The organism is Bacillus sp. PK3-037 (assembly GCF_054161355.1).
Genome location: NZ_CP096408.1, coordinates 3,030,490 through 3,054,308 on the forward strand (window position 1 = coordinate 3,030,490; position 23,819 = coordinate 3,054,308).

At 44.4% G+C, this 23,819-nt stretch carries 26 protein-coding genes and 1 pseudogene; 13 read left to right on the forward strand and 14 right to left on the reverse strand.

What is annotated here, in order from left to right:
• The first annotated feature begins 56 nt into the window (after nt 1–56).
• Nucleotides 57–1,034 carry a beta-ketoacyl-ACP synthase III FabHB gene (gene fabHB / locus M1D69_RS15625; protein WP_458105570.1) on the forward strand — a complete coding sequence of 326 codons (978 nt, stop codon included), beginning with the start codon at nt 57–59 and terminating at the stop codon, nt 1,032–1,034.
• A 42-nt stretch (nt 1,035–1,076) separates the two neighbouring features.
• On the opposite strand, the gene M1D69_RS15630 is transcribed toward fabHB, so the two are convergent.
• From M1D69_RS15630 to M1D69_RS15655, 6 genes are all read right to left on the reverse strand, one after another.
• On the reverse strand, nt 1,077–3,404 hold the full coding sequence (locus M1D69_RS15630) for a YhgE/Pip family protein (protein WP_458105569.1): 2,328 nt from the start codon (nt 3,402–3,404) through the stop codon (nt 1,077–1,079).
• A gap of 70 nt (nt 3,405–3,474) precedes the next feature.
• Nucleotides 3,475–4,050 (reverse strand): TetR/AcrR family transcriptional regulator, encoded by a 576-nt coding sequence (locus M1D69_RS15635; RefSeq protein ID WP_458105568.1) that lies wholly within the window; start codon nt 4,048–4,050, stop codon nt 3,475–3,477.
• A gap of 150 nt (nt 4,051–4,200) precedes the next feature.
• Nucleotides 4,201–5,613, reverse strand: a complete 1,413-nt coding sequence (gene hemY, locus M1D69_RS15640; protein ID WP_458105567.1) for a protoporphyrinogen oxidase — start codon at nt 5,611–5,613, stop codon at nt 4,201–4,203.
• A 14-nt stretch (nt 5,614–5,627) separates the two neighbouring features.
• Complete coding sequence (gene hemH, locus M1D69_RS15645) at nt 5,628–6,560, reverse strand: ferrochelatase (RefSeq protein ID WP_010333609.1); 933 nt, start codon at nt 6,558–6,560, stop codon at nt 5,628–5,630.
• Nucleotides 6,561–6,634: 74 nt separating this feature from the next.
• On the reverse strand, nt 6,635–7,696 hold the full coding sequence (hemE, locus tag M1D69_RS15650; RefSeq protein ID WP_458105566.1) for a uroporphyrinogen decarboxylase: 1,062 nt from the start codon (nt 7,694–7,696) through the stop codon (nt 6,635–6,637).
• A gap of 120 nt (nt 7,697–7,816) precedes the next feature.
• Nucleotides 7,817–9,961: a transglycosylase domain-containing protein gene (locus tag M1D69_RS15655; RefSeq protein ID WP_458105565.1), complete on the reverse strand. Its 2,145-nt coding sequence runs from the start codon at nt 9,959–9,961 to the stop codon at nt 7,817–7,819.
• 121 nt (nt 9,962–10,082) lie between these two features.
• Here M1D69_RS15655 and hmoB point away from each other — a divergent pair, with 121 nt between their 5' ends.
• The 4 genes and pseudogenes from hmoB (at nt 10,083) to M1D69_RS15675 (ending at nt 13,640) form a co-directional block, all read left to right on the forward strand.
• Nucleotides 10,083–10,583 carry a heme-degrading oxygenase HmoB gene (gene hmoB, locus M1D69_RS15660; protein WP_024120788.1) on the forward strand — a complete coding sequence of 167 codons (501 nt, stop codon included), beginning with the start codon at nt 10,083–10,085 and terminating at the stop codon, nt 10,581–10,583.
• A 42-nt stretch (nt 10,584–10,625) separates the two neighbouring features.
• Nucleotides 10,626–10,904, forward strand: a pseudogene (locus M1D69_RS15665) (hypothetical protein).
• An 84-nt stretch (nt 10,905–10,988) separates the two neighbouring features.
• A complete protein-coding gene (locus tag M1D69_RS15670) occupies nt 10,989–12,377 on the forward strand; it encodes a hypothetical protein (RefSeq protein WP_458105564.1) in 1,389 nt (462 codons plus the stop codon).
• Between the two features lie 72 nt (nt 12,378–12,449).
• Nucleotides 12,450–13,640, forward strand: coding sequence for a M20 family metallopeptidase (locus M1D69_RS15675; protein ID WP_458105563.1), 1,191 nt, complete (start codon nt 12,450–12,452; stop codon nt 13,638–13,640).
• Nucleotides 13,641–13,656: 16 nt separating this feature from the next.
• Here M1D69_RS15675 and M1D69_RS15680 read toward each other — a convergent pair whose 3' ends face one another.
• Genes M1D69_RS15680 through ecsA form a run of 3 tightly spaced genes read right to left on the reverse strand, consistent with a single transcriptional unit; the run spans nt 13,657 to nt 16,348 of the window.
• A complete protein-coding gene (locus M1D69_RS15680) occupies nt 13,657–14,364 on the reverse strand; it encodes an EcsC family protein (RefSeq protein ID WP_458105562.1) in 708 nt (235 codons plus the stop codon).
• Nucleotides 14,365–14,385: 21 nt separating this feature from the next.
• On the reverse strand, nt 14,386–15,612 hold the full coding sequence (locus M1D69_RS15685) for an ABC transporter permease (RefSeq protein ID WP_458105561.1): 1,227 nt from the start codon (nt 15,610–15,612) through the stop codon (nt 14,386–14,388).
• A complete protein-coding gene (gene ecsA / locus M1D69_RS15690; protein WP_024120782.1) occupies nt 15,605–16,348 on the reverse strand; it encodes an ABC transporter ATP-binding protein EcsA in 744 nt (247 codons plus the stop codon). The genes M1D69_RS15685 and ecsA overlap by 8 nt, the downstream gene beginning before the upstream one ends.
• Before the next feature lie 490 nt (nt 16,349–16,838).
• On the opposite strand from ecsA, the gene M1D69_RS15695 reads away from it, so the two are divergent.
• The 3 genes from M1D69_RS15695 (at nt 16,839) to M1D69_RS15705 (ending at nt 19,145) form a co-directional block, all read left to right on the forward strand.
• Nucleotides 16,839–17,276, forward strand: a complete 438-nt coding sequence (locus M1D69_RS15695; protein WP_003327743.1) for an HIT family protein — start codon at nt 16,839–16,841, stop codon at nt 17,274–17,276.
• A 147-nt stretch (nt 17,277–17,423) separates the two neighbouring features.
• Entirely contained in the window at nt 17,424–18,503 is a 1,080-nt protein-coding gene (gene serC / locus M1D69_RS15700; RefSeq protein WP_458106135.1) for a 3-phosphoserine/phosphohydroxythreonine transaminase, read from the forward strand.
• A gap of 123 nt (nt 18,504–18,626) precedes the next feature.
• Entirely contained in the window at nt 18,627–19,145 is a 519-nt protein-coding gene (locus M1D69_RS15705) for a tryptophan transporter (RefSeq protein WP_044156554.1), read from the forward strand.
• Nucleotides 19,146–19,218: 73 nt separating this feature from the next.
• On the opposite strand, the gene M1D69_RS15710 is transcribed toward M1D69_RS15705, so the two are convergent.
• Nucleotides 19,219–19,410, reverse strand: coding sequence for a hypothetical protein (locus M1D69_RS15710; RefSeq protein ID WP_024120779.1), 192 nt, complete (start codon nt 19,408–19,410; stop codon nt 19,219–19,221).
• 127 nt (nt 19,411–19,537) lie between these two features.
• Between M1D69_RS15710 and M1D69_RS15715 the strand changes: the two genes are divergently transcribed.
• Both M1D69_RS15715 and M1D69_RS15720 read left to right on the forward strand, forming a co-directional pair.
• Complete coding sequence (locus M1D69_RS15715) at nt 19,538–19,894, forward strand: YtxH domain-containing protein (protein ID WP_024120778.1); 357 nt, start codon at nt 19,538–19,540, stop codon at nt 19,892–19,894.
• Nucleotides 19,895–20,071: 177 nt separating this feature from the next.
• Nucleotides 20,072–20,683, forward strand: a complete 612-nt coding sequence (locus tag M1D69_RS15720; protein WP_024120777.1) for an HTH-type transcriptional regulator Hpr — start codon at nt 20,072–20,074, stop codon at nt 20,681–20,683.
• Here the strand turns inward: M1D69_RS15720 and M1D69_RS15725 are convergent.
• A complete protein-coding gene (locus tag M1D69_RS15725; protein ID WP_024120776.1) occupies nt 20,680–21,021 on the reverse strand; it encodes a YhaI family protein in 342 nt (113 codons plus the stop codon). The two genes, M1D69_RS15720 and M1D69_RS15725, sit on opposite strands and share 4 nt — an antisense overlap.
• A gap of 207 nt (nt 21,022–21,228) precedes the next feature.
• Here M1D69_RS15725 and M1D69_RS15730 point away from each other — a divergent pair, with 207 nt between their 5' ends.
• The gene (locus tag M1D69_RS15730; protein ID WP_458105560.1) at nt 21,229–21,747 is read left to right on the forward strand and encodes a DUF3267 domain-containing protein; all 519 of its coding nucleotides are present in this window, start codon (nt 21,229–21,231) and stop codon (nt 21,745–21,747) included.
• Between the two features lie 71 nt (nt 21,748–21,818).
• Nucleotides 21,819–22,037 (forward strand): hypothetical protein, encoded by a 219-nt coding sequence (locus tag M1D69_RS15735; protein WP_081638266.1) that lies wholly within the window; start codon nt 21,819–21,821, stop codon nt 22,035–22,037.
• Nucleotides 22,038–22,107: 70 nt separating this feature from the next.
• Here the strand turns inward: M1D69_RS15735 and yhzE2 are convergent, their stop codons facing one another.
• Together yhzE2 and yhzE1 are read right to left on the reverse strand one after the other, a co-directional pair.
• Complete coding sequence (gene yhzE2, locus M1D69_RS15740; protein WP_003155248.1) at nt 22,108–22,194, reverse strand: sporulation protein YhzE2; 87 nt, start codon at nt 22,192–22,194, stop codon at nt 22,108–22,110.
• Nucleotides 22,195–22,319: 125 nt separating this feature from the next.
• Entirely contained in the window at nt 22,320–22,406 is an 87-nt protein-coding gene (gene yhzE1, locus M1D69_RS15745; protein ID WP_003327753.1) for a sporulation protein YhzE1, read from the reverse strand.
• A gap of 159 nt (nt 22,407–22,565) precedes the next feature.
• Here yhzE1 and M1D69_RS15750 point away from each other — a divergent pair, with 159 nt between their 5' ends.
• On the forward strand, nt 22,566–23,441 hold the full coding sequence (locus M1D69_RS15750) for a peptidylprolyl isomerase (protein ID WP_458105559.1): 876 nt from the start codon (nt 22,566–22,568) through the stop codon (nt 23,439–23,441).
• A 43-nt stretch (nt 23,442–23,484) separates the two neighbouring features.
• On the opposite strand, the gene M1D69_RS15755 is transcribed toward M1D69_RS15750, so the two are convergent.
• Nucleotides 23,485–23,697, reverse strand: a complete 213-nt coding sequence (locus M1D69_RS15755; protein WP_010333590.1) for a sporulation YhaL family protein — start codon at nt 23,695–23,697, stop codon at nt 23,485–23,487.
• Nucleotides 23,698–23,819 lie beyond the last annotated feature (122 nt).

The window sequence follows — 23,819 nt, forward strand, 5'->3', positions numbered from 1 at the left end:
GCACCAGATACTAATATCTAGTGTTATAATCTGATAATAAAAGGAGTTGTGTTATTATGTCAAAAGCAAACATTACAGCAATCGGCACCTATGCGCCGAGCCAGCGTTTAACCAATGCGGATCTGGAAAAAATCGTAGATACGTCTGATGAATGGATTGTTCAGCGCACAGGAATGAGAGAACGGCGGATTGCCGATGAGCAGCAGTTCACTTCAGACCTATGCATTGAAGCAGTCAAAGATCTCGAGAGCCGTTACGAAGGAACACTTGAAGACGTGGATATGATTCTCGTCGCCACAACAACAGCAGATTATGCCTTTCCGAGTACGGCTTGCCGGGTGCAGGAATATTTCGGCTGGGAGAACACCGGCGCGTTAGATATCAATGCGACATGCGCAGGACTGACATATGGTCTCCATTTGGCAAACGGATTGATTACATCCGGGCTTCATCAAAAAATTCTCGTCATCGCCGGAGAAACATTGTCAAAAGTGACTGATTATACAGATCGAACGACATGCGTGCTGTTCGGCGATGCTGCGGGCGCACTATTGATTGAACGAACTGAAGAGGCACCGGGATACCTCGCCTCCGTCCAAGGAACATATGGAAAAGGCGCGGATATTTTGTACCGGGCAGGACTGCGGAACGAACTCAACGGCATGCCGCTTGCGGATTCCGGGAAAATGGTCCAAAACGGACGCGAAGTGTATAAGTGGGCCGCAAGAACCATTCCCCATGAATTTGATCATCTTTTACACAAAGCAGGGCTTAGCCGTGATGATCTTGATTGGTTTGTTCCCCACAGCGCCAACTTGCGCATGATCGAATCGATTTGTGAAAAAACACCGTTTCCGATTGAACAAACACTCACCAGTGTAGAATACTACGGAAATACATCCTCAGTCTCTATTGTTTTGGCCCTTGATCTGGCAGTGAAAGCCGGGAAGCTGAAAAAAGACCAAACCTTGGTGCTTTTCGGCTTCGGCGGAGGATTAACGTATACCGGACTTCTGATCAAATGGGGATGTTAAATCAAAAAAGACCTTGTTTCCTGAGAAACAAGGTCTTTTTCATTAGGAAGCCGGCTGTTCTTCTGAAGTGTCTTCCTTCCGGCTTAAGATCGTAAAGTAGGTAATGCTCAGCGCGATCATGACTAGAGCAATGCCGATTAAGACACCGGCCATCTGCCACATGTAGCCGAAATCTCCGTTTGAAATCACCGCTCTGAACCCGTTTATGCTGTAGGTCATCGGCAGCGCGCCATGGATCACCTGATAGAAATTCGGAAGCAATTCTAACGGGAAGGTTCCTCCGCTGGCCCCGAGCTGCAGCACTAAAATAATGACTGCAATAAAACGGCCCGGATTGCCCATCGTCGTGGCCAAAAATTGAATCATTGCAAGGAAAGCGAGACTCGTAATGATCGTAAACACGTAAAATCTCCATGTGCTCTCCACCTCAAGCCCGATTCCCAGAAGAAGAACTGTCGCCACAATAAGCGATTGAATGATTCCCACCAGCATCATGACATTAAATTTACTGAAGAACCACTCAAATCCGTTTCTCGGACGGCCTGATGTTTCTTTCAGCGGGAATACGACCGTCAGCATAATGCCGCCGACATACAAACCCATTGATAGGATATAAGGCGTCAGCCCTGTTCCGTAGTTAGGGACGGAATGAATCGCGTCGTCATTAGTTTTGACCGGATCCGCAAACATACCGTATGTTTTATCATCAGCGCTGATACCCCCTGTTTGATCAGCCGCGTCATTCAGCTTATTAGACAGCTGTCCTGTGCCGTCCAATAGCTTGCCTAAACCTGTATCAAGTGATGCAGACCCGTCTGCCAGTTTTGATGATCCGCTTTGGACCTGTTTAGACCCGTCTAACAGCTTCAGCAATCCGCCGGATACTTGGCTGCTTCCTGTCACCAATTGCTCTGAGCCCGCTTTTGCTTTTGCGAACTGCTTATTATATTCACCAATGCCGGCTGTCAGTTTATTTTGGCCATCTGTCACCTGCTGTGACGCATTGTATATTTTCTCAGATCCAGCAGTTAATTTGTCAATCGCGTCTTGAGTGGCTTTTGCGCCGTCATAAAGCTTAGAGGTAGCTTCCGGCAATGCCTTCACCTGGGCAACCTCCGCTTTCACATCCTCCAATGAGCTTTTTATCGTTGCGATGTCAGGCAGCTGATCAGCTGCAGGAAGCCCATTTAAAATTTCATCAAAATCAGGCGCATCAACTTTCGGAAGCTGGTTTTCAACAGAATTGATCAGCTGGCTTTTTTGCTCTGCTGTTAAGAAATCACTCGAGTTGATGAGATTTTTGAATGCCTGATCACGGTTTTTCAAACTGTTTTCAAAGTCAGACAGCTGTTTTTTAAATTCCTTCATCGCAGTTTCTGACTTTTCCAGATTGTTCACAGCTGTTTCAAGCTGTGTTAAATCGAGCGCATTTATGAGTTTTTCCGCTTTTGCTGCTTTCTCCGACTCTTCTTGCGCTTTACTGTTGAGCTGATCCAGCCCGTTTGTCAGATTAGGCAAGCCCTGCTGCACCTTTTGAAGGCCGGCATTCAGTTCATTTAGCTTGCCCGTCAGCTTGCCTGATCCTGCCGCAAGCTGGCCAGATTTATCATAAATCTGGTTGCTGCTGTCCTGGAATTTACCGAGCGAGCTGTCAAGCGATTGGATGCCGCTCGTCACCTGAGCCGCTCCATCTGCAAGCTGCGCTGTTTTGTCACTGATGGTAGCGGTGCTTTCCTTCAGCTTCGCCAGATTTTCTTTCAGCTGGGCGCTTCCGTTTTTCGCATCCTTTGTGCCGTCATCAATTTTTTTCGCTCCGCTGCTCGCGTCGCTGAGACCTTTGGCAATATCTTTAAAGTTATCAAAAATCACTTTCGTATATTGCTCGGTCACTGCTTTAGAAACAGAAGCTTTCAGTTTATCAATCGCTTTTTCGCCAATCGTTGCGCCTACATAGTTTGAACCGGCATTCGTATGGTATTTCAAATCCAGTTTTTTCGGATTTTTGTCCATTACAGTGCTGGCGTTTTTAGAAAAGTCTTCTGGAATCTCGACTACTAAATAGTATTTTTGATTTAATAAGTCCTTTAACGATTGGTCGAGATCATTGGAAAAATGCCAGTCAAAGTTTTTATTATCCTTTAATTCTTTTACCAGATCATCACCGATTTGAAGCTTTTCTCCCTCATATGTCGTTCCTTTGTCCTGGTTGACGACAACGACAGGCAGCTGGTCAACTGTGCCGTACGGGTCCCAATAGGCCTTTAAGAAAACACCGCTGTAAATAAGCGGGACAAACAAAATGGCGATGATGGGAATCAATAATTTTTTACTCGTTACGATGTCTTTCCATTGACTTCGTATTGTGTTCATCCTGATGCCTCCATTCTAAAACTGACTCATCATGAAAAATGGTCATTTTCTTGTAAAGAGAAAGGATTATCTATTTGGCTGACAATCCTTTGACAACATACAACTCAAGCAGTTCCGCAATCGTTTCTTTATCAAGCGGGGGATGCTGTTTTTCCCAATCAAAAATGAGCGCGATATAAAGCTTCAGCATGACAAAAGCCGTCAGCTCAGGATCACACGGCTTGATATCTCCGTTTTCGACACCCGCTTCTATCTTATTTTTAATATAAGAAAGAATGGAACGCTCCATTTTCTGAATCACGTCCTGAACTGCCATTGTACCAATCTCAGCATTTTCTTGAAAAATTTTAATCGTCAGCTGATGTGTTTTCCTGAATTCAAGAATGGCAAACAGCGCTCTGTGAACATTTTCATGGAACGGGAGATCAGGCTCCATCGCTTCGTCAGCTTTTTGCTTCATTTCTTTTAATAACGTAGAGAAAATATCGTCAAACAGCTCTTCTTTATTTTTGAAAAACGTATAGATGGTTCCCTTTCCCACGTTCGCAAGCTTCGCCACCAAATCCATAGTCGTCGCTTTATAGCCAAACTGTGTGAAAGACTTTGTGGCAGCCTCTAAAATGAGCTTTTTTCGATCTATTGACATTGTATATCACCTCAAAACTGACCATTTGAACATTTTAGTCAATAAGTACATATGCAAATGTATCATACCATGCTGAACAATTCAAACATTTTTTACACAATATTGCCATCATCTAGACACAAAAACCTCCGTACCGGGTACGGAGGTTTTTTAGTCGAATAAATATTTCAGCGCGTCTGACACAGCTGCTTTTCCTTGATCGATACAGTCCGGGATTCCAACACCCTCGAAGGACGCGCCAGTCATGTACACACCAGGATATGAGGAAGCCAGCGCTTCACGGAGCTCATTGATACGGCGTTTATGGCCGACATGGTACTGCGGCATGCTTTCATGCCAGCGCGTAACACATGTCATTTCCGGCTCACCGTTGATTTTCATTACTTTCTTTAAGTCTTCCAGCACAATGTTGATAATGTCGTTATCTGAGAGGTCGACGATGGATTCGTCTCCGGCTTTTCCGACATATGCCCGAAGCAGTGTTTTGCCTTCCGGCGCTGCGTGCGGCCATTTTTTGTTCGTCCACGTACAAGCTGTGATCGCGAAATCACTGTTTCTTGAGATGACAAAACCCGTGCCCTCATGTTCCATTTGGACGGCGCCTTCCGGGAAGCCCAAGGCGACATTTGCCACAGATGTGGAATGCATGTTTTTCAGATTTTCAACAGCCGGCAAATCTGAAAGCATTCCCGCGGCAGCTTTATGCGGTGCTGTTACAATCACTGATTCGGCATCAAGTGATACGCCGTTATCAAGATCAAGCGAGTAGCCCGTGCCCTCTCGGCTAATCTTGGTAACCTTTGTGCCTTTGTATACCTTTGTCAGCTTTAGTTGATTTTCGATCTCTTCGACAAGCGTCTGCAGGCCTGTTGTCAGCGTCTGAAACTGCCCTTGTTTTTTGGCTGTCAGCTGCTGGCCGGAGCCTTGAGGTCTTGTTTTTTTCATCCCGAGGATCAGGCTTCTGTGCTTTTGTTCCGTCTGATAGAATTGCGGGAATGTTGACATCAGGCTGAGTTTGTCGATATCACCTGCATAGATGCCTGATAAAAGCGGCTCGATTAAATTCTCGACAACTTCATCCCCGACACGTCTGCGGAAAAATTCTCCCAGTGACTGATCCTCTTTTGATTTACTTGCGGGCAGAATGAAATCCATTGCAGCTCTCGCCTTCCCTGACAGAGAAAACAGCCCCGTTGACACGAACGGCGCGATTTTAGTCGGTATTCCCATCACAGCCCCCTTCGGCATCGGATGCAAAGTGCGGTTGACAAGCACGTAAGATTGTCCGGTCGCATTGTTCACAAGCAGATGGTCAAGACCTAAGTCTTTGACAAGCTGCGGAGCGCTTTTTTTCCGCTCCAGGAATGAATCAGGCCCTCTTTCGATGATATAGCCGTCCTTCTTGACTGTCTGGATTTTTCCGCCTACTCTCGGACTTGCCTCAATAAGCGTCAGCTCAAGCGGCAAATCTTTGTCTCTGATTTCTTTTTCCATGTAGAAGGCGGCGGCTAAACCGGTAATGCCGCCGCCGATGATGACTACATGTTTTTTGCCGTCACTCATGTTCATCGCCTTCTTTAACGTCCTAATTTTTTCAAAACGACTGTTGCTAAAGCATCAATAAATGCCGGCTTAGCGTTTGGCATTTCCGGCCGGTAATAGCTGGCGCCGATATCGTCAGTCACCACTTTGCATTCATAATCGTTGTCATAAAGCACTTCTAGATGGTCCGCGACAAATCCGACAGGCACATATACAAATGCTTGATAGCCTTTTTGTTCAAATAAATCACGTGTCAGATCTTGCACGTCAGGTCCGAGCCACGGATCAGGCGTATTGCCTTCACTTTGCCAGCCGACAGCGTATTCAGATACGCCTGCGCCTTCAGCGATCAGCTTTGCGGATTCATGAAGCTGATCCGGGTACGGATCTCCGTACTCTTTAATTTTTTCCGGAAGGCTGTGCGCGGAAACGATGAGCATCGCGTTTTCTCTTTCTTCCTTCGGCATTGACGCGTACGTGTCCTTTACTTGGTCAACCCAATATTTCACAAACTTCGGTTCATCGTACCAGCTTTCGACAGACGTAATTGTTAAGCCGCCGAGTTTTTCAGCCTCTTCTTTCGCACGTTTGTTGTAAGACTGCACGCTGAATGTGGAGAAGTGCGGTGCCAATACAAGGCTGACCGCCTCTGTAATGCCGTCCTTATGCATCTCTGCCACAGCGTCTTCAATAAACGGCTCGATATGCTTCAGCCCGATATACGCTTTAAACGTAATCTCATCCTGAATCTCGTTTAAGTGCTGTTCAAGCTTATAAGCCTGTTCCTCTGTGATTTTGGCAAGCGGCGAAATGCCCCCGATTGCTTCATATCTGTCTTTCAGATCCTGAAGCATTTCAGGCTCAGGCTTTCTGCCTCTTCTGATATGTGTATAATAACGCTCTATATCTTCTTCTTTGTAAGGCGTGCCGTACGCCATAATGAGAAGCCCCATTTTCTTTTTACCCACTGTTTACACCCTCTTTAGATGATCTATCACAAAACAATTTTGACAGGCTTTGATCCTGATACCAAAAAATATGCTCAGGAGTATTGGCCTATTTTCTTTGATTGAGAATATTCATGTACAAATGCAGTCAGTTTTTTCAGCATTTCCGGACTGACATCAGGAAATACGCCGTGTCCGAGGTTAAAAATGAAGCCGTCCGATTTTAAGCCTTGATCGAGAATCTCTTTTGTTCTCTTCTCGATCACTTCCCACGGAGCAAGCAAAATGGACGGGTCCAGGTTGCCTTGCACCGTTTTGGTGATGCCTTTTGATCTGGCTTCATCAATGCCAAGTCTCCAATCGAGCCCCACAACATCGAGAGGCAGGTCATGCCAATCCGTCGCTAAATGGCTGGCACCTACACCAAACATGATAAGCGGCACATTTTCCGTTGCCAGCTCAGAAAAAATCCGGTTCATCACCGGTTTGATGTACGTTCTGTAATCCGCTTGATTCAGCGCGCCAACCCATGAATCAAAGATTTGAATGGCTTTTGCGCCCGCCTTCATTTGCGCTTTCGCGTACACGATAATCATGTCGGCAAGCTTTGTCATCAGCAGGTTCCAGGCATCCGGCATGCTGTACATAAAGGCTTTTGTTTTATTGTAGTTTTTCGAAGGCCCGCCTTCGATCATATAGCTGGCAAGCGTAAAAGGCGCACCAGAGAAACCGATTAGCGGGACGTCAAGCTGTTCATTGACAAGCAGTTTGATCGTTTCGAGCACGTACGGCACGTCCTGTTCCGGCTCAAGCTTGCCGAGCTTTTCAATGTCCCGCAGAGAACGAATCGGCTGATCAATCACCGGCCCGATTCCATTTTTAATTTCAACATCCACACCGATCGACGGAAGCGGCGTCATAATATCTTTATAAAGGATTGCAGCATCGACTCCGTATTGCTCGACCGGAAGTCTTGTGACGTACGCACACAATTCGGGCTGATGTGTAATTTCGAACAATCCGTATTTTTCCTTCAGCTTACGGTATTCCGGCTGTGAGCGCCCGGCTTGTCTCATGTACCAAACAGGCGTGTGATCCGCTTTTTCTCCCCGCGCAGCTTTTAAAAACGTCTCGTTAAACGTTTCTCGTTTCCTCATCTGATTTCCACCTTTCATACTGCAACCATACGTTCGTGTTCCTTGACCATTACACTATACCTCGTTTTGGGCAAATGGTATAGAAATGCGGCTCAAAGTTCAAAAAATCGCCGAATTCCATTAAGAGGAAAACAGTTTCGGCTGAACGTAATCGGTTCCTTCTCCTTCTTTTTTTGTCTGTGTATTATAAGGCACCACTTTATAGGAAGCGCCCGAAAACAAATTGGCGTATGGGATCTCATAGCTTCCCTTTCCTTCAACAGAATCAAGAAGCGTTTCCTTACCGTCCTTATTTACATAAATTCTGTACACTGCCCGATCATCCTCTTGCGCATCCCATTTTAATTCAATCGTAAACAGCCCCGCTGCCCTAAATGTATAGTCAGCCGTCAGTGTTTTGACCGGCTCAAGCTCAATTGGGCTTTCAAGTTCTTTTACTTTTTTAGGCTTCGCAAACGCAGAACCCGTTTCGCCAACCTGTGTCAAAATATCCTTAAACATTCTGGTCGGATATGCGCTTCCGCCTTTTAAGTAATGGTTTTGATCTGTTTTGTCATAGCCCATCCAGACAGCTCCCGTTATGTTCGGCGTATAGCCTGCAAACCAGGCATCCTTTGTTGCGCCGGAAACGCCTGTATATGAAGTAGAACCGGTTTTCCCGGCAAGATCGCCGTGATAGGTGCCGGACGTTGCTGTTCCCTTCTTAACCACCTGCTGAAGCATTCTCGTCATGTTCCAAGACGTCTGTTTGCTGAATACTCGTTTTCCTTCTTCTTTATGATCGGCTATTGTTTCCCCGTCTTCATCTGTTATGTTTGAAATAAAGTACGGCTCAGTGTATGTTCCATTCGCGGCAAACGTATGAAAAGCGCCGGCAAGCTGGAGGGGTGACACGCCTTTTTCCAAACCGCCGAGAGCCAGAGCAAGCCCTTCATCCGGTATATCAATGCCGTTTGCCTTCAAATAAGATTTCCCCGTTTCCACACCGATCTCATTCAGCGTCCACACTGCCGGCGCGTTTTTGCTGTAAGTGATGGCATCAGACATCGTGACTTCCCCTTCATAACGGCCGTCATAGTTTTTCGGTGTGTAATCTCCATAGGATTGTAATTCATCCTTTAACAGAGAGTACGGCTTAAATTTCTTTTCCTGCATCGCCGGTCCGTATACGGCCAGCGGCTTAAACGTTGACCCCGGCTGGCGCACAGCTGTCACACGATTATATCCTTTAGCCGTGTAATCTCTTCCGCCGATCGCCGCTTCCACACCGCCCGTTTTATTGTTGATAAAGACTGCGCTTCCTTCAGCATCTTGATCTGTTCCGGGATAATAGCTGCCTTCCTTCATGACTTGATATGCCGTTTTTTGCAGTTTTGAATCAAGCGGCACCTTAATCGTGTACCCGCCTTGAAGCAGCTGCTCTCCGGAAATGGAATACTTGTCCTCCGCTTCTTGGATCACAAGGTCAATATAGCTGTCAAACCAAGGTGTTTCCGACTGTTTTTTCACGTTCAGCCCGAGCGTCCTCCCCTGCGCGCTGACAGCCTCTTTCGCACTGATATAGCCTTGGTCATTCATCATGCCGAGAATCGTATCACGGCGCTCCTTGCTTTTATCAGGATGCAAAACAGGAGAATACGTAGAAGGCGCCTTCGGAATAGCAGCCAAGACCGCGCCTTCTGACACGGTTAAATCTTTAACTTCCTTATTAAAATAATAGTGGGATGCAGCTTGAATGCCATAAACCCCGTGTCCGAAGTATAGCTGGTTCAGATACATTTCCAGCAGCTTGTCCTTGCTGTAATCCCGTTCAAGGTTGATCGCTATGATCACTTCTTTCGTTTTTCTTAAAAACGTTTTGTCATGTGTCAGAAAAATATTTTTGGCAAGCTGCTGGGTGATCGTGCTCGCGCCTTCTACTTTTCCTCCTGCTAATATATCGCGGTACACCGCTCTTCCGACAGATTTCACATCGATACCGTGGTGTTCATAAAATCTCTTATCTTCCACTGAGATAAACGCTTCTCTGACCTCTTTCGGAATTTCATTGATAGAGACCGGTTCACGATTTTCTGTATACAGACTTGCGACCTCATCCCCGTTTTGGTCAACAATTTTTGAAGATGCGTGAAGGATCAGCTTCTTTTCATCTATGACATAATGACCGAGAAAAATGATTGAAATATATCCTATTAAAGCGAGAAAAGCAGTTAACACTAAAATAATGATGGGAATGAAAAGTTTCTTTTTCTTTATCTTAAACATGAACTCACCTCGCCTTTCTAAAGGTAGTATGGGAAAAATTGTTTGGATTTATGTTTGAAGCAGTCGCCAATAGAAACTTATACCATTGTTTTGATATACTAGCAAGCAGGAGGTGGCTGATATGAAGGTTTATATTACATATGGGACAGCCGATTTTTTGAAAAACATCGTGCAAAAACATTCCTCGGAAAATATGCTTTTGATGCAGGGACAGGAAAATGCGATTTTAATTCACGAAACAAACGGAGAAACGGTTTTTCAGGCCCCCCATTCCTATGAAGTCATTGACCAAGTCGGGGACATGAAGCATCCCGGTTTCGCAGTATTGAACAATATAGCCGTCACACAGGAAGGACGGCCGCTGTTTGAAAACAGATTTAAAAACAGAGCGGGAAAAGTCGAAAACGAGCCAGGTTTTGAAGCCATTCGTGTCCTGCGTCCGCTTGACAGCGACACGTACGTCATTCTCACCTTGTGGGAAACAGAAAGATCCTTCCAAGACTGGCAGCAGTCAGGCTCATACAAAGAAGCCCACAAAAAACGCGGCACGTCTGCCGGAGTTGACACAACGTCCATTTTCTCCCGGCCTTCGTATGTCACCACATATGTTGCTGTCGAATAGCTGCCGGAATGCCCGGCAGCTTTTCTTATGGCAAGAAGCTAGATGGAGTATATTTGCCCAGTCTGCGGGTTTAAAGGGCTGACAGACCGGCATATGATGACCAAGGGAATCACTCCTATGAAATCTGTTCGTGCTGCGGCTTCCAATTCGGATTTGACGATTTTGAAATGACGCGTGAGGACGGTTCATATTTAGAGCCTTCGGAAAGCATAATCGCTTACCGAAAAAACTGGCTTGCTGTACCCGCAGCATCAGCAGCAGGCTAAAAAAGTATTGAAGCACGAGTTGATCGAGCAGCTAAAACATATCTGTCTAATCTGAAGTAATATCTGCGGTCAGATGCTATCTGTCCCGGCACCTTCCGCCCGCCTATGAATAATCTGTAGGAAGCGGAAGGAGTGATCAATGATGGAAATCGGGATTATGTCTGTTCATGTTCTTTATGTGTTTTTTATTGGAGCGATCATTCTTTTTATGCTGCTGCGAAAAGATACAACCTTTATTTCGTTATTTGGGATTTTCATCATTTCATTATGGGCCAGCCATTCGCTTTCAGCTTCGGTCAGCAGTTTATTCCACAGCTTCATCTATGCGGCATCTGAGCTGCTTCCTACGATTTTCATCATTTGTTTTATCGTGTCTATGAGTGATGTGTTAACGAAAACAGGGATAAATGAAGCGATGATTTCTCCCTTTGTCCGTCTTGTTAAAGGTCCTGTAATTGCATACTGGCTGATTGGCGGACTGATGTTTGCCATTTCTCTATTCTTCTGGCCTTCGCCGGGTGTCGCTTTAATCGGCGCCGTTCTGCTTCCTGCTGCCGCCCGTGCCGGCCTGCCGCCTATCGCTGCCGCCATGGCAATGAATTTATTCGGGCACGGCTTTGCCCTTTCAGGAGACTTTGTCATTCAGGCAGCGCCAAAACTGACAGCTGATGCAGCAGGCATCCCTGTCGGTGATGTCATCTCAGCAAGCATTCCGCTCGTTCTGATTATGGGCGTGACCACAACAACTGCCGCTTTCTTTATGATTCAGCGTGAACGCAAAAAACAAATGCGTCCCGCTTCTTTTTCCCCGATGTCAGAAGAACATGACACTTCAATGTATTTGCCGAAACGTCTTCGTTCATTGCTGGCTCTTTTGATTCCTCTTGTATTTGCAGCTGATATCGCGTGCATGGTCATATTCAACCTTCAAGGAAATGATGCAACCGCGTTAATTGGCGGATCGGCCATTTGCATCCTGCTGATCGTCCATTTCCTTGTGTATAAACAGAAAGGGCTTGAAAAAATTACTGGATATTTTATCGAAGGGTTTCAATTCGGCTTTAAGGTTTTCGGTCCCGTCATTCCAATTGCCGCTTTCTTTTATCTTGGTGATTCCGGCTATGAGAGCATCTTGGGTACTGAACTCCCTAAACATTCACACGGCATTGTCAATGATCTCGGCATCGCCTTATCCCACGCTATGCCTATGTCTAAGGAGCTTGCCGCCGCAGCCTTGACTGCCGCTGGAGCAGTAACCGGACTCGACGGTTCAGGTTTTTCAGGCATTTCCCTCGCCGGCTCCATCGCCAAGCTATTTTCATCCGCTCTCCATGCTGACCCAGCCGTCCTGACCGCACTCGGGCAAATATCAGCTATCTGGGTGGGCGGCGGTACGCTTATTCCATGGGCGCTCATTCCCGCTGCAGCCATTTGCAAGGTCGATCCATTTGAGCTTGCCAGAAAGAACTTCCTCCCCGTTGTGATCGGGCTTTTGGTGACAACCATTGCAGCGATGATCATGCTTTGAAACCCGACCAGTTGAAATATTCAGACTTTTTCTATACAATCATGGAAAAGCTTAGAAAAGGGGGAAGCGGCCTTGTCCATAAAGATGCTGCAAAAAGAGATAAACAAACAGCTCGACAGCTGTTTCGATGAAATGGTCGAAATCAGGCGCCATTTTCATATGTACCCTGAACTTTCCAATGAGGAAGAAAAAACTGCCGCTTTTATTGCTTCCTATTACGAATCGTTAGGAGTCCCGATCCGCACCAAAGTTGGCGGCAATGGGGTTCTGGCTTATATTGAAGGCAGCGAACCCGGTCCTGCTGTCGCATTGCGGGCTGATTTTGACGCCCTTCCCATCCAGGATGAAAAAGATGTTCCTTACGCCTCCAAAGTGCCCGGTGTCATGCATGCATGCGGCCATGACGGCCATACAGCGGCTCTGCTTGCCGTCGGAAAGGTGCTTTATCAGAACAGGCATGATCTGAAAGGAACATTTATTATGATCCACCAGCACGCTGAGGAGTACGCGCCAGGGGGCGCAAAACCGATGATTGAAGACGGCTGTCTTGAAAACGCAGACGTCATATTCGGCACCCATCTTTGGGCGACTGAGCCGATCGGAACCATTCTCTGCCGCTCCGGCGCCGTAATGGCCGCAGCTGACAGATTTACAATCAGCATTCACGGAAAGGGCGGCCATGGCGCTCACCCCCATGATACAAAAGACGCCGTCCTGATCGGCTCGCAAATCGTTTCCTCGCTGCAGCATATTGTCAGCCGCAAAGTCAATCCGATTCACTCCGCTGTCATATCGACAGGCTCTTTCATGGCTGATAACCCGTTTAATGTGATTGCAGACCATGCAACTCTCATTGGCACAGCTCGTTCGTTTAATGAAAATGTCCGCGACATTCTGGAAAAAGAAATCGAAGCTGTTGTAAAAGGAGTGTGCAGCATGCACGGTGCTTCCTATGACTACAACTATGAACGCGGCTACCCGGCGGTAGTCAATCACCCAGCGGAGACCGACCATCTGGTAAACATCGCAAAAAACACAGACGGCGTTCAACAGGTTCTTCAAGGTGAACCGCAAATGGGCGGCGAAGATTTTTCTTATTACCTACAGCATGTCAAAGGAACCTTTTTCTTTACCGGCGCCGCTCCTGAACAGCCTGAGCGTATCTTTTCCCACCACCATCCGAAATTTGATATCAATGAAAAAGCGATGCTGACTGCTGCCAAAGTGCTTGCGGGCGCTGCAATCACTTACCATTTATCATAAAAAAACAGCCGGAGTTTTACTCTCCGGCTGTTTCCTTTAATATTCTCAGATGAAAAACGTGTCTTGCTGTATCTCCAAGCTGAGCAAGCAGTTTATAATTGGCTATTCCGCCGACTGCGGCCCCTACCCCTGGTAAAAGCTGAAAAAGCTTGACGACATCAATATAATCGCGATACTCCTGCTGAAACACTCTCCAGTCAATATCCTTTTTCTCCGTCTCCCAGTTTTCAATGACGGAAAAAAGCGCTTTGCGGCAGTCATCACTTGAAAAAGCAAGCTGAAATACAAGAAGCAAAAACATCCTTTCTTCTGCATTCTTCACATCAAAGCCATATATCGAGGACAAAGTGAATAAACATTTCATCTTAATGGAAAGCAGCAGCGGGAAATCGGCAATACCTAAAAAGATGCCGCCCGCCCCTGTGCCGACTCCTTCAGCAGCCGCCACTTTCTGATAAGAAGCAATCGTTTTTTTCGCAAGCTCGTTTTTTTCACTGAGTGAAAGCGTGCTTGTATCCTTCTTATAAGTGGTGATATTAGATCCCGCCATCGTTGCTTCCACCATTTTTTTCACGCTTTCAGTTACCGCTGCATGAATTTTTTCAGGTATTCGTTCATTCACCTTTGTTTGCACACGCTTTGAGAAGCGTTCAAACATGGAATCCTTTCGCAAAAAATGCATTTTCCATTGAAGAGCTTCCTGCATCAGCAGATTCTCGCTCATTTGACCTACCCCTTTTTCAGCTCACAGCTTTCCGTGTTTTTTTAATCTGGCGGTCATGTAAGACGGCAGAACGACAAAGATTAAGACGGCAGAGCCGATCAGCGCGTACAGAAGACCTGCAGCGCCCGCAGCATACGCAGAGGCCGCTGCCATGAGCAGAGCCTGCACGCTAAGCGCAGTTTTTAATAGAGAGAAATAGCTTTTCAGCTTCGCTTCCTTTTTGACAGGATATAGCTCTTGAAGCGCCAGATGGTCAAAGTGGCCAAACAGCGGCAGAAGCTGAATGCCTGTGATAAAGACGGTAAACACAGTCAAAATCCCTGCGATCATCGGGCTTGCAGACGCATACATCATAATAAGCGCGAAAATAACGGTTAATCTGACTTGAATGCCCAGATAATCACTTGAACGCAAAAACGCGCGGGCAAACATATAGGCGAACGTTTTACGCTGTTCAAACGGCACAAACCGCAGCAAAAAGTCGAGATACGCTCTCCGTTTCGCTTGTTTCTTTAAATGCGGCACATCTGTAAACAGGTTGGCAATCCGGTAAAAACGCTGCTTGCGTCTCAATTCGTATTCAATATGGCTTTCCCATTTAAATGTTTTTCCTTTTGCAGCGGAAGACACATAAAGATAAAGAGCCGCCATAATGATATAGATCACAAGCGCATACACATAAACCGACTGAAAAACAAAATACAGAACGAGTGTATTAGCGGCAAAACGAATGACAAGATCCATCTGTTTCATGCTTCGGTCATTTTGAAACGTCATACGCCATTCCAAGGCCTGATTCCACGCTTTCAGCAGCAGAAGCTGTACAAATACCGCCGCGTACGACACGAGCGATGCTCCCGGCGTGACAGCGAAATAAAGCGGCATCGCTACAAGGCTCAATGCAATCAGCGGAAACAGCTGGGACACATAGCTGTAAACAAACGCCTGTCTCAAATACGGCTCCATCTTAGCCTCAAGCGGCAATAAGAAGACAAGGTCAGCCTCCTTTAAAAGCGTCCGCACATAAGATCCTGTCAGAACGAGTGAAAACAGAACGGCCATCACCCAAAAGGACGGAAAGTGAGCGGGAATGTCCCGTATCCATTTGCTGTACCAGCTCGCCGCACCTGCGATAAAAAAGATCAAAACGATAACGAGGTGATCGTTGAGCATATATTTCATGTACATTCTTGTTTCTTTAATATGCTCCTGCAGCCGTGACTGCCAAATATCCAGCATGTTATTCATGGCCAGCGTCTTCCTTTGTGAGCTCTAGATACAAATCATCCAGCGCCGCGTCCTTCATTCCAAACTGCTCTCTGAGCTCGGACAGCGTGCCGCGCGCCCGCACTTCGCCGTTATGTAAAATGATAAACGAATCACAATAGCGCTCCGCCGTTGCCAGGATGTGCGTTGACATCAGCACGCTCGCCCCGCTTTTCTTCGCTTCATTCATCCGCTCAAGCAGAGCATTGATTGCCAGCGGATCAAGTCCCAGAAACGGCTCATCAATGATGTAGAGCGCAGGCTCTGCCAAAAACGCACACATGATCATAACCTTCTGCTTCATTCCTTTAGAAAAATGCGCCGGGAACCATTTCAGCCTTTTTTCCATACGGAATTCCTTTAACAGCGGCGGCAATCTTTTTTCCATCGTTTCTTTTGAAAGGCCGTATGCCATCGCCGTCAATTCAAGGTGTTCCATCAGCGTCAGTTCTTCATATAAAACGGGTGTCTCAGGAATATAAGTGAATTGGGACCGATAGCCTTCCCGATCCTCAGCAAAGGTTTTCCCGTTTAACTCAATAGATCCTTTATGCGGGTCCATCAGCCCGATGATATGTCTTATTGTTGTACTTTTACCTGCACCATTTAAACCGATTAAACCGACAATTTGGTTCGGCTCAAGGGTGAATGACACGTTTTTCAAAACCGGATTTCTCGTATAACCGCCGGTTAAGTCTTTTACCGATAGCAGAGACATAGTTTCTCCCCTTATATTGTTTTTCTTCATAGTACCAAAAACAAAGCCTGATTTGAAACAATTCCCTTTTAACAAATGATGAATTTGCTGTCATAAAGAGACAGGTTTCTGGACAATATAATCGTTGTAGAGGAAAAAGCATATCAACTGAAAAATGAGGTGTTTGTCAAAGACGTCTTAGGCACAGTTGGATAGAAAATAAACATGTCCTATGCTCAAACCTTTTTGCATTCACTGAATTGATGAATCTTCATTTCTGAAGCTGATTATCAAATGAGGTGTTTATCGCAGGAATCGTTAGGCATTAAACAAGTCTTCATTTTATTGACAAATGAGGTGCTTACCAAAGGCATATCACATTTTCTTTATAAAGCTGATTCCTCTGCATTCAGGGTGAACGCTCCGCCGTTCATCCTGTTTTCTATTTTCTTCATTTCTGTGGTACGATGAGTTTATACATAAAAAAACAATTTCATAAGGAGGAACCCTCATGCATAGTGCAGAGAATTGTATCTTTTGTAAAATTATCGCCGGCGAAATCCCGTCAGCAAAGGTTTATGAAGATGAACATGTGCTGGCATTTCTCGATATCAGCCAAGTGACGAAAGGCCATACCCTCGTTATCCCGAAAACACATATTGAAAATGTTTACGAATTTACAGACGAATTAGCGAAACAATATTTTCACGCCGTTCCGAAAATTGCCCGCGCCATCAGGGATGAATTTGAACCGATCGGCTTAAATACGTTAAACAACAACGGCGAAAAAGCAGGTCAATCTGTTTTCCATTACCATATGCATATTATCCCGCGCTACGGAAAAGGAGACGGATTCGGAGCAGTGTGGAAAACACATGCAGATGATTACAAACCGGAAGATTTGCAAGACATTTCTTCATCCATTGCCAAACGCCTGGCCTCATCATAAAGATGAGGTTTTTTTATTTGTGAACAATTCGCAAATATTCGTCATTTTCTTTTGATAATTCTAATTTTTTATCAAAAAAACTGAATTTTTGTGATAGGATAATTGTATTATTTATTACATTAACGTGGAAAACAGGGAGAGATCATGATGGAACGTACAACGAATTTTAACGCAGGTCCTGCAGCGCTGCCATTAGAAGTTCTGCAAACAGCACAGAAAGAGTTTATTGATTTTAATGAATCCGGCATGTCCGTTATGGAGCTTTCCCACCGCAGCAAAGAATATGAAGCGGTGCATCAAAAAGCGAAAAGCTTGCTGATTGAACTGATGGGCATCCCGGAAGACTATGACATTCTGTTTCTTCAAGGCGGGGCAAGCCTTCAATTCTCAATGCTTCCGATGAACTTTTTAACACCTGAAAAAACCGCTCATTTTGTGATGACAGGCGCTTGGTCTGAAAAAGCGCTCGCTGAAGCGAAACTGTTCGGAAACACATCTGTGACGGCGACAAGCGAATCAGACAATTACAGCTACATTCCAGAGGCTGACCTTACAGATGTAAAAGACGGCGCATATTTACATATTACATCTAACAATACGATTTTCGGCACACAGTGGCAGGAATTCCCGAATTCTCCAATTCCGCTCGTTGCTGACATGTCAAGCGATATTTTAAGCCGAAAAATCGATGTATCCAAATTTGACGTCATTTACGGCGGTGCCCAAAAAAACCTTGGCCCTTCAGGTGTTACCGTTGTCGTAATGAAAAAATCATGGCTGCAAAATGAAAATGACAACGTTCCGAAAATCCTTAAATATTCAACACATGTCAAAGCGGATTCACTTTACAACACTCCGCCTACATTTGCCATTTATATGCTGAGCCTCGTTCTGGAATGGCTTAAGGAAAACGGCGGTGTTGAAGCGGCTGAACAGCGCAACGAACAAAAAGCACAGGTTCTTTACAGCTGCATTGACGAAAGCAATGGCTTCTATAAAGGCCATGCCAGAAAGGACAGCCGTTCACGCATGAACGTTACCTTTACGCTCCGTGATGACGAATTAACGAAAAAGTTCGTTCAGGAGGCAAAAGAAACAAAAATGGTAGGCCTTGGCGGGCATCGCTCAGTAGGAGGCTGCCGTGCTTCCATTTATAATGCGGTGTCACTGGAAGACTGTGAAAAATTAGCTGCGTTCATGAAGAAATTCCAGCAGGAAAATGAGTAAAAAGTCTGGCTGTGCAAACCGCTCGTTTGGTATACTGTTTGCATAACAAATTTTTTAAGCCTTCGCAATAAATGATGAGCATATTATTGGAGGGCAAAAAGCTTAGCAGAGGAGAGCATAGTTATGAAAACAAAAGAGTTAGTCATTATGGCTCTGTTTGCCGCAATCGGCGCAGCGCTCCATTCCATTATTCCGCCCTTTTTAGGCGGGATGAAACCAGATATGATGCTGATCATGATGTTTATGGGCATCCTTCTGTTCCCGCGGGTGCAAAATGTACTCGTTATCGGAATTGTGACCGGAATCATTTCAGCTCTTACAACCGCGTTTCCGGCCGGACAGATTCCGAATATCATTGACAAACCTGTATCAGCGTTTCTGTTTTTCTTCCTGTTCCTTCTGGTCAGAAAGAGCCAGAAAACAGCTTCAGCCGCAGTGCTGACAGTCATCGGCACCATCTTATCAGGAACTGTATTTTTAACGTCAGCTTTATTTATCGTCGGTTTGCCTGGCGGTTTCGCCGCATTATTCGCCGCAGTCGTTCTTCCGGCAGCTGTATTGAATACAATTGCCATGATCATGATGTATCCGATTGTGCAAACCATTTTAAGACGCTCAAGTTTTATGGAAGCTGCAAAATAAATGTGACACAAAACCTCTTCCGCTTCCGGGAGAGGTTTTTTTAAAAAAAGAGCCCGCAGCATGTCAGCATGTTTTAAGCGAGGAGTTTTGTGAAAAAGATAAGGCATAGTGTAAAGGCGGTTCCGGTTGAACAAACAAGCGCTTTCTGCCGGATGACTTTCTTCGGCGGATAAGAAGCAGCCTGGCTGAGAAGTCTGATATAGTAAATGGCGCCTGTTGCAAAGGCAAGGGTGATGCAGGATAACACAATCATAAAGACAGACAACCTTCTCCCTCCTTTTCACTTAAAAAATATGCTAAAATAAAGCAAGCTATGTATAGAAGTTCATTCTTCGAACAAAATTGAAAAAGCTGCATGTATCATATTTCAAGAAAAAAACGGGGTGATTTTAATGGCGGACGGACGTTCTCTATTAACAGGACTATTCGTGGGCGGCATCATCGGAGGTGCTGCAGTTCTTCTATCAGCACCTTCTTCAGGTAAACAGCTGCGAGAAAAGATCAAAACCAATTGCGATTCTTTTGAAGAAACGATCAAGCGCTTAAAATCAGACGGCTTAACTTTAAAGGACCAGCTAGTGAAAGCGGCAAAAGAAAGTGCAGATGTCATTAAAGACGTGAGCGGTGAACTGCAAACCTCAATTAAAAAATGGCAGGAAGAGATCAAACCTCATCAGCAGGATCTTCAAAAAGAAATCGCCGATATTGAAGAAAAAATCAAACAGCTGGAGAAAACCTTACAAAACTAATATCCTATTCAAAGGAAAAAAGTGCGGGTCAAAACATGACCTGTACTTTTTTTATTCGCAAAAGCCTTTCCTAGCAACGGCTCAAGAATTTATTAAAAAATTCTTACATTTTCATCTTTATTAATCTTTATTTTATTGGCATAATAGAGAAAAAGATAAAGAGAAGCAGGTGACGTAATGAATCAAGTGGAACCGCCTTACGATGTGAAAGAGGCTCTGGTCTTCACCCAGAAAATGGCTCAGCTTAGCAAAGCTCTTTGGAAATCGATTGAGAAGGATTGGCAGCAATGGCTCAAACCGTATGACCTGAATATTAATGAGCACCATATTTTATGGATTGCTTATCAGCTGAATGGAGCTTCTATTTCTGAAATTGCCAAGTTCGGAGTCATGCACGTTTCAACGGCATTTAACTTTTCAAAAAAGCTTGAAGAACGCGGGTATTTAAGGTTTTCAAAACGGCTGAACGATAAACGAAACACATATGTTCAGCTGACTGAGGAAGGAACTGAGGTATTCTGGAGCTTGCTTGAAGAATTTGATCCGACGCGCAACGCGGTTTTTAAAGGATCACAGCCTCTGTACCATTTATTCGGAAAATTCCCTGAAGTGGCAGAAATGATGTGTATGATCCGCCATATATACGGCGATGATTTTATGGAAATTTTTGAAACATCACTCACAAATATCGACAACGACTTTGAAAGCGTAAACGGAAAACTGAAGAAAAAAGCAACGGACACTGCTGCGGATGAATCAGCCGAAGAACTTGAACCTGTAAACAGTTAATCAAAGTGTCTGATAATGTCTATAAAAACTTCCATCAGTTCTTTATAAAGCCCCTGCTCATACAGGGCAAAAATCGTTTCATGAACATCTAATTTTTCGTTCAGCTGTCCGGCAAAAAGCGCAAGGAGCTTATCAAAGGTTACAAATCCCTGCGCTTTTTGTGCTGCCAGCTCCTCCGACAATTCACCGCATATGCGCACAACCTCTTCCCCTTCTTCTCTGCTCAGCCCTTTATCAATCAGCAGCGCATAGAAAGGGTACCTGTCCATATCCACTGTTTTCACTAATAATTGTATGTAATATTCCAATCGCTCAATGCGATGATCCATCGAATCCATCCACACCACTTCTTTCTATCTTTAATCTTATTTTAGCTGATAATTCACTGAGAAGAAAGTTCTAACCCCATATTTCATAGATTGTTTGCTCCTTTCAAAAAAATACCTATTGAAAGATATTTTTTCTTAAAAAAGCATTGATTTTTTTTCTTGGGAGGAGTAAATTATTTTGAGATTCTATTCAAGATGTACGGAAGGATGACTTTGATGAATTGCTGGAAAACCATAAATCTGATGAAAGATTATGGTGCCGTTCGCATAATATTGATTGCTGTGTGTTTCATGATTATGGTTTTTATATCTAACTTCTTAGCATTTGAGCTGTTGCGGCCTAAAACAAGCTTGAGCGATGAATATGTACCGCTGTTCGGCGCTTTGCTCGTCGTTATTTTATTTGTACATAAAGTCATCCATGTCCTGCCGATCATCTGCAAAAAAAGAAAAATAGAAAAAAAGATTTATATATGGCGTATGCGAACGTGGAAACGAATACCGAAAACGACGATGCTGATTTCACTGTTAAGCCCTTTTATGCTGATAACACCTGTATTATTTTACGCCGCGCTGGCGTTTCCGAATCACGCCCATTACTTCTGCATGATTTCAGGCATTCATGCAGGCTACTGTCTGCCTGACTTTTTGCTGGCTCTGAAGCTGATGAAAGCACCGAAAGCATGCTTTATCGATCAGGAAGCAGACGGCTTGGATATTTTGGTCGAAAAGTAGCGGACGCTTGGCGCTGTGCCGATTTTTCAGTTTACATTCTATCTTTTTTGATAAATATTTGGTAATGTAATATGGGAGCAGTTCAGAGAGAGGGGGAATCTCCCATCATTTTATTCTATTTTATCGTGACTGCCTTGTTTATTGTTTACTTTATAAACAGGCTCACCAATACATTATGCCTTGTCAGAGAGATTCCTGAAGAGCGCCAGGATAAGGTATTTCGATTTATCAATGTATGTATATTAATTTTACTGATCTCTTCATTTGTGGAGATATCCTTTACTGTTTAAATATGAAGGAAGTAAAGAAAGCATAGCTGCCGGTCTCGCTAGAACCGGCAGCTATGCTTTTTTGCATTGATTAGTAAAGCCAAGAAGCGCCGATGATAATCAACAAGATAAATAAGACGACCAATAAAGCGAAACCGCCTGCAAATACTTCACCCATCTTAAAAAGCACCTCCTGTAAAAAGCTTTATTTTCCAATTCCATCTTATGCAGTTAATTGATGAAACGATTAGGCGCTTGTGAAAGTAAAGGATCGCTTATTCAACAAGCGATCCCTTTTGCTGCTTAGTAGATGTAAGCTGCACCTACAATGATAAGCAAAATGAACAGTACAACAAGCAAAGCGAAACCGTTTGAATATCCTCCGCTCATGTTACATACCTCCTTTTCTTGATCAATATATTTGTATGTCATCAGCAAAAGTTTGACTAGACGAATGCCCTTTATTTAAAATCTTTTTACAGAAAGCCACAATATGTTATGATACGCATAGGCAATTCAATTTGGAATGATTAGGAGTGTTTGAAAACAATGAAGAAAATCGCAATAGCAGCTATCACTGCTACAAGCATCCTCGCTCTCAGTGCTTGCAGCAGCGGCGACAAAGAAGTCATCGCAAAAACGGACGCAGGCGATGTAACAAAAGGCGAACTTTACACAAACATGAAAAAACAAGCTGGAGCGAGCGTTCTGACTCAGCTGGTGCAAGAAAAAGTTTTGGACAAGAAATACAAAGTATCAGATAAAGAAATTGACAACAAGCTGAAAGAATACAAAACACAGCTCGGGGATCAATATACTGCGTTAGAAGATCAATATGGAAAAGATTACCTAAAAGAACAAGTTAAATATGAATTGCTTACACAAAAAGCAGCAAAAGATAACATCAAGGTTACAGATGACGAAATTAAAGAATACTGGGAAAACTTAAAAGGCCAAATTCGCGCAAGCCACATCCTTGTCGCTGACAAAAAGACAGCTGAGGAAGTGGAGAAAAAGCTGAAAAAAGGCGAGAAATTTGATGCCCTTGCGAAGGAATACTCTACAGACACAAGCTCAGCTACAAACGGTGGCGAACTTGGCTGGATTTCAAAAGATAACGAACAACTGGATTCCACATTCAGAAAAGCTGCATTCAAGCTGAAAACAAACGAAGTCAGCGACCCTGTGAAAACACAATTTGGCTACCATATCATCAAAAAGACTGAAGAACGCGGAAAATATGAAGATATGAAAAAAGAGCTGAAATCTGATGTTCTTGAGCAAAAACTTAATGACAGTACAGCTGTGCAGGCAGCCGTTCAAAAAGTAATGAAAAAAGCTGACATCGATGTGAAGGATAAAGATTTGAAGGATACATTTAACACTTCTTCTTCTACTAGCAGTTCTTCAAACAGTTCTAAATAATAAAAAAAAGCTGTGCAGGCTCACCGGAGCTGCGCAGCTTTTTTTATGCGATGGAATGATTTTGGTTTTCTTCCTCACGCTGCTGGGACGTGCGGCGTTCTTTTTCTTTTTCCATCCTTTCAATATAGATCTGACCTTCTTTTTCAATAAAAGACTGGTCTAACTTATCTTCCTCTTTGGCTGCTGACACCAGCTTATATGCACTGAAAATGATACCCACAATACAAAGATATACCCACCATGGAAAAAACAACACGGGCTTCTCCCCCTTTTGCATAGATTCTTTATTTTTAACCTTATGCATGAATGAGACAGGTTATGAGCGGGAAAAGCATGTAAAAAAGGACTGAGCTGAACATGTCAACATCAGTCCTTTTT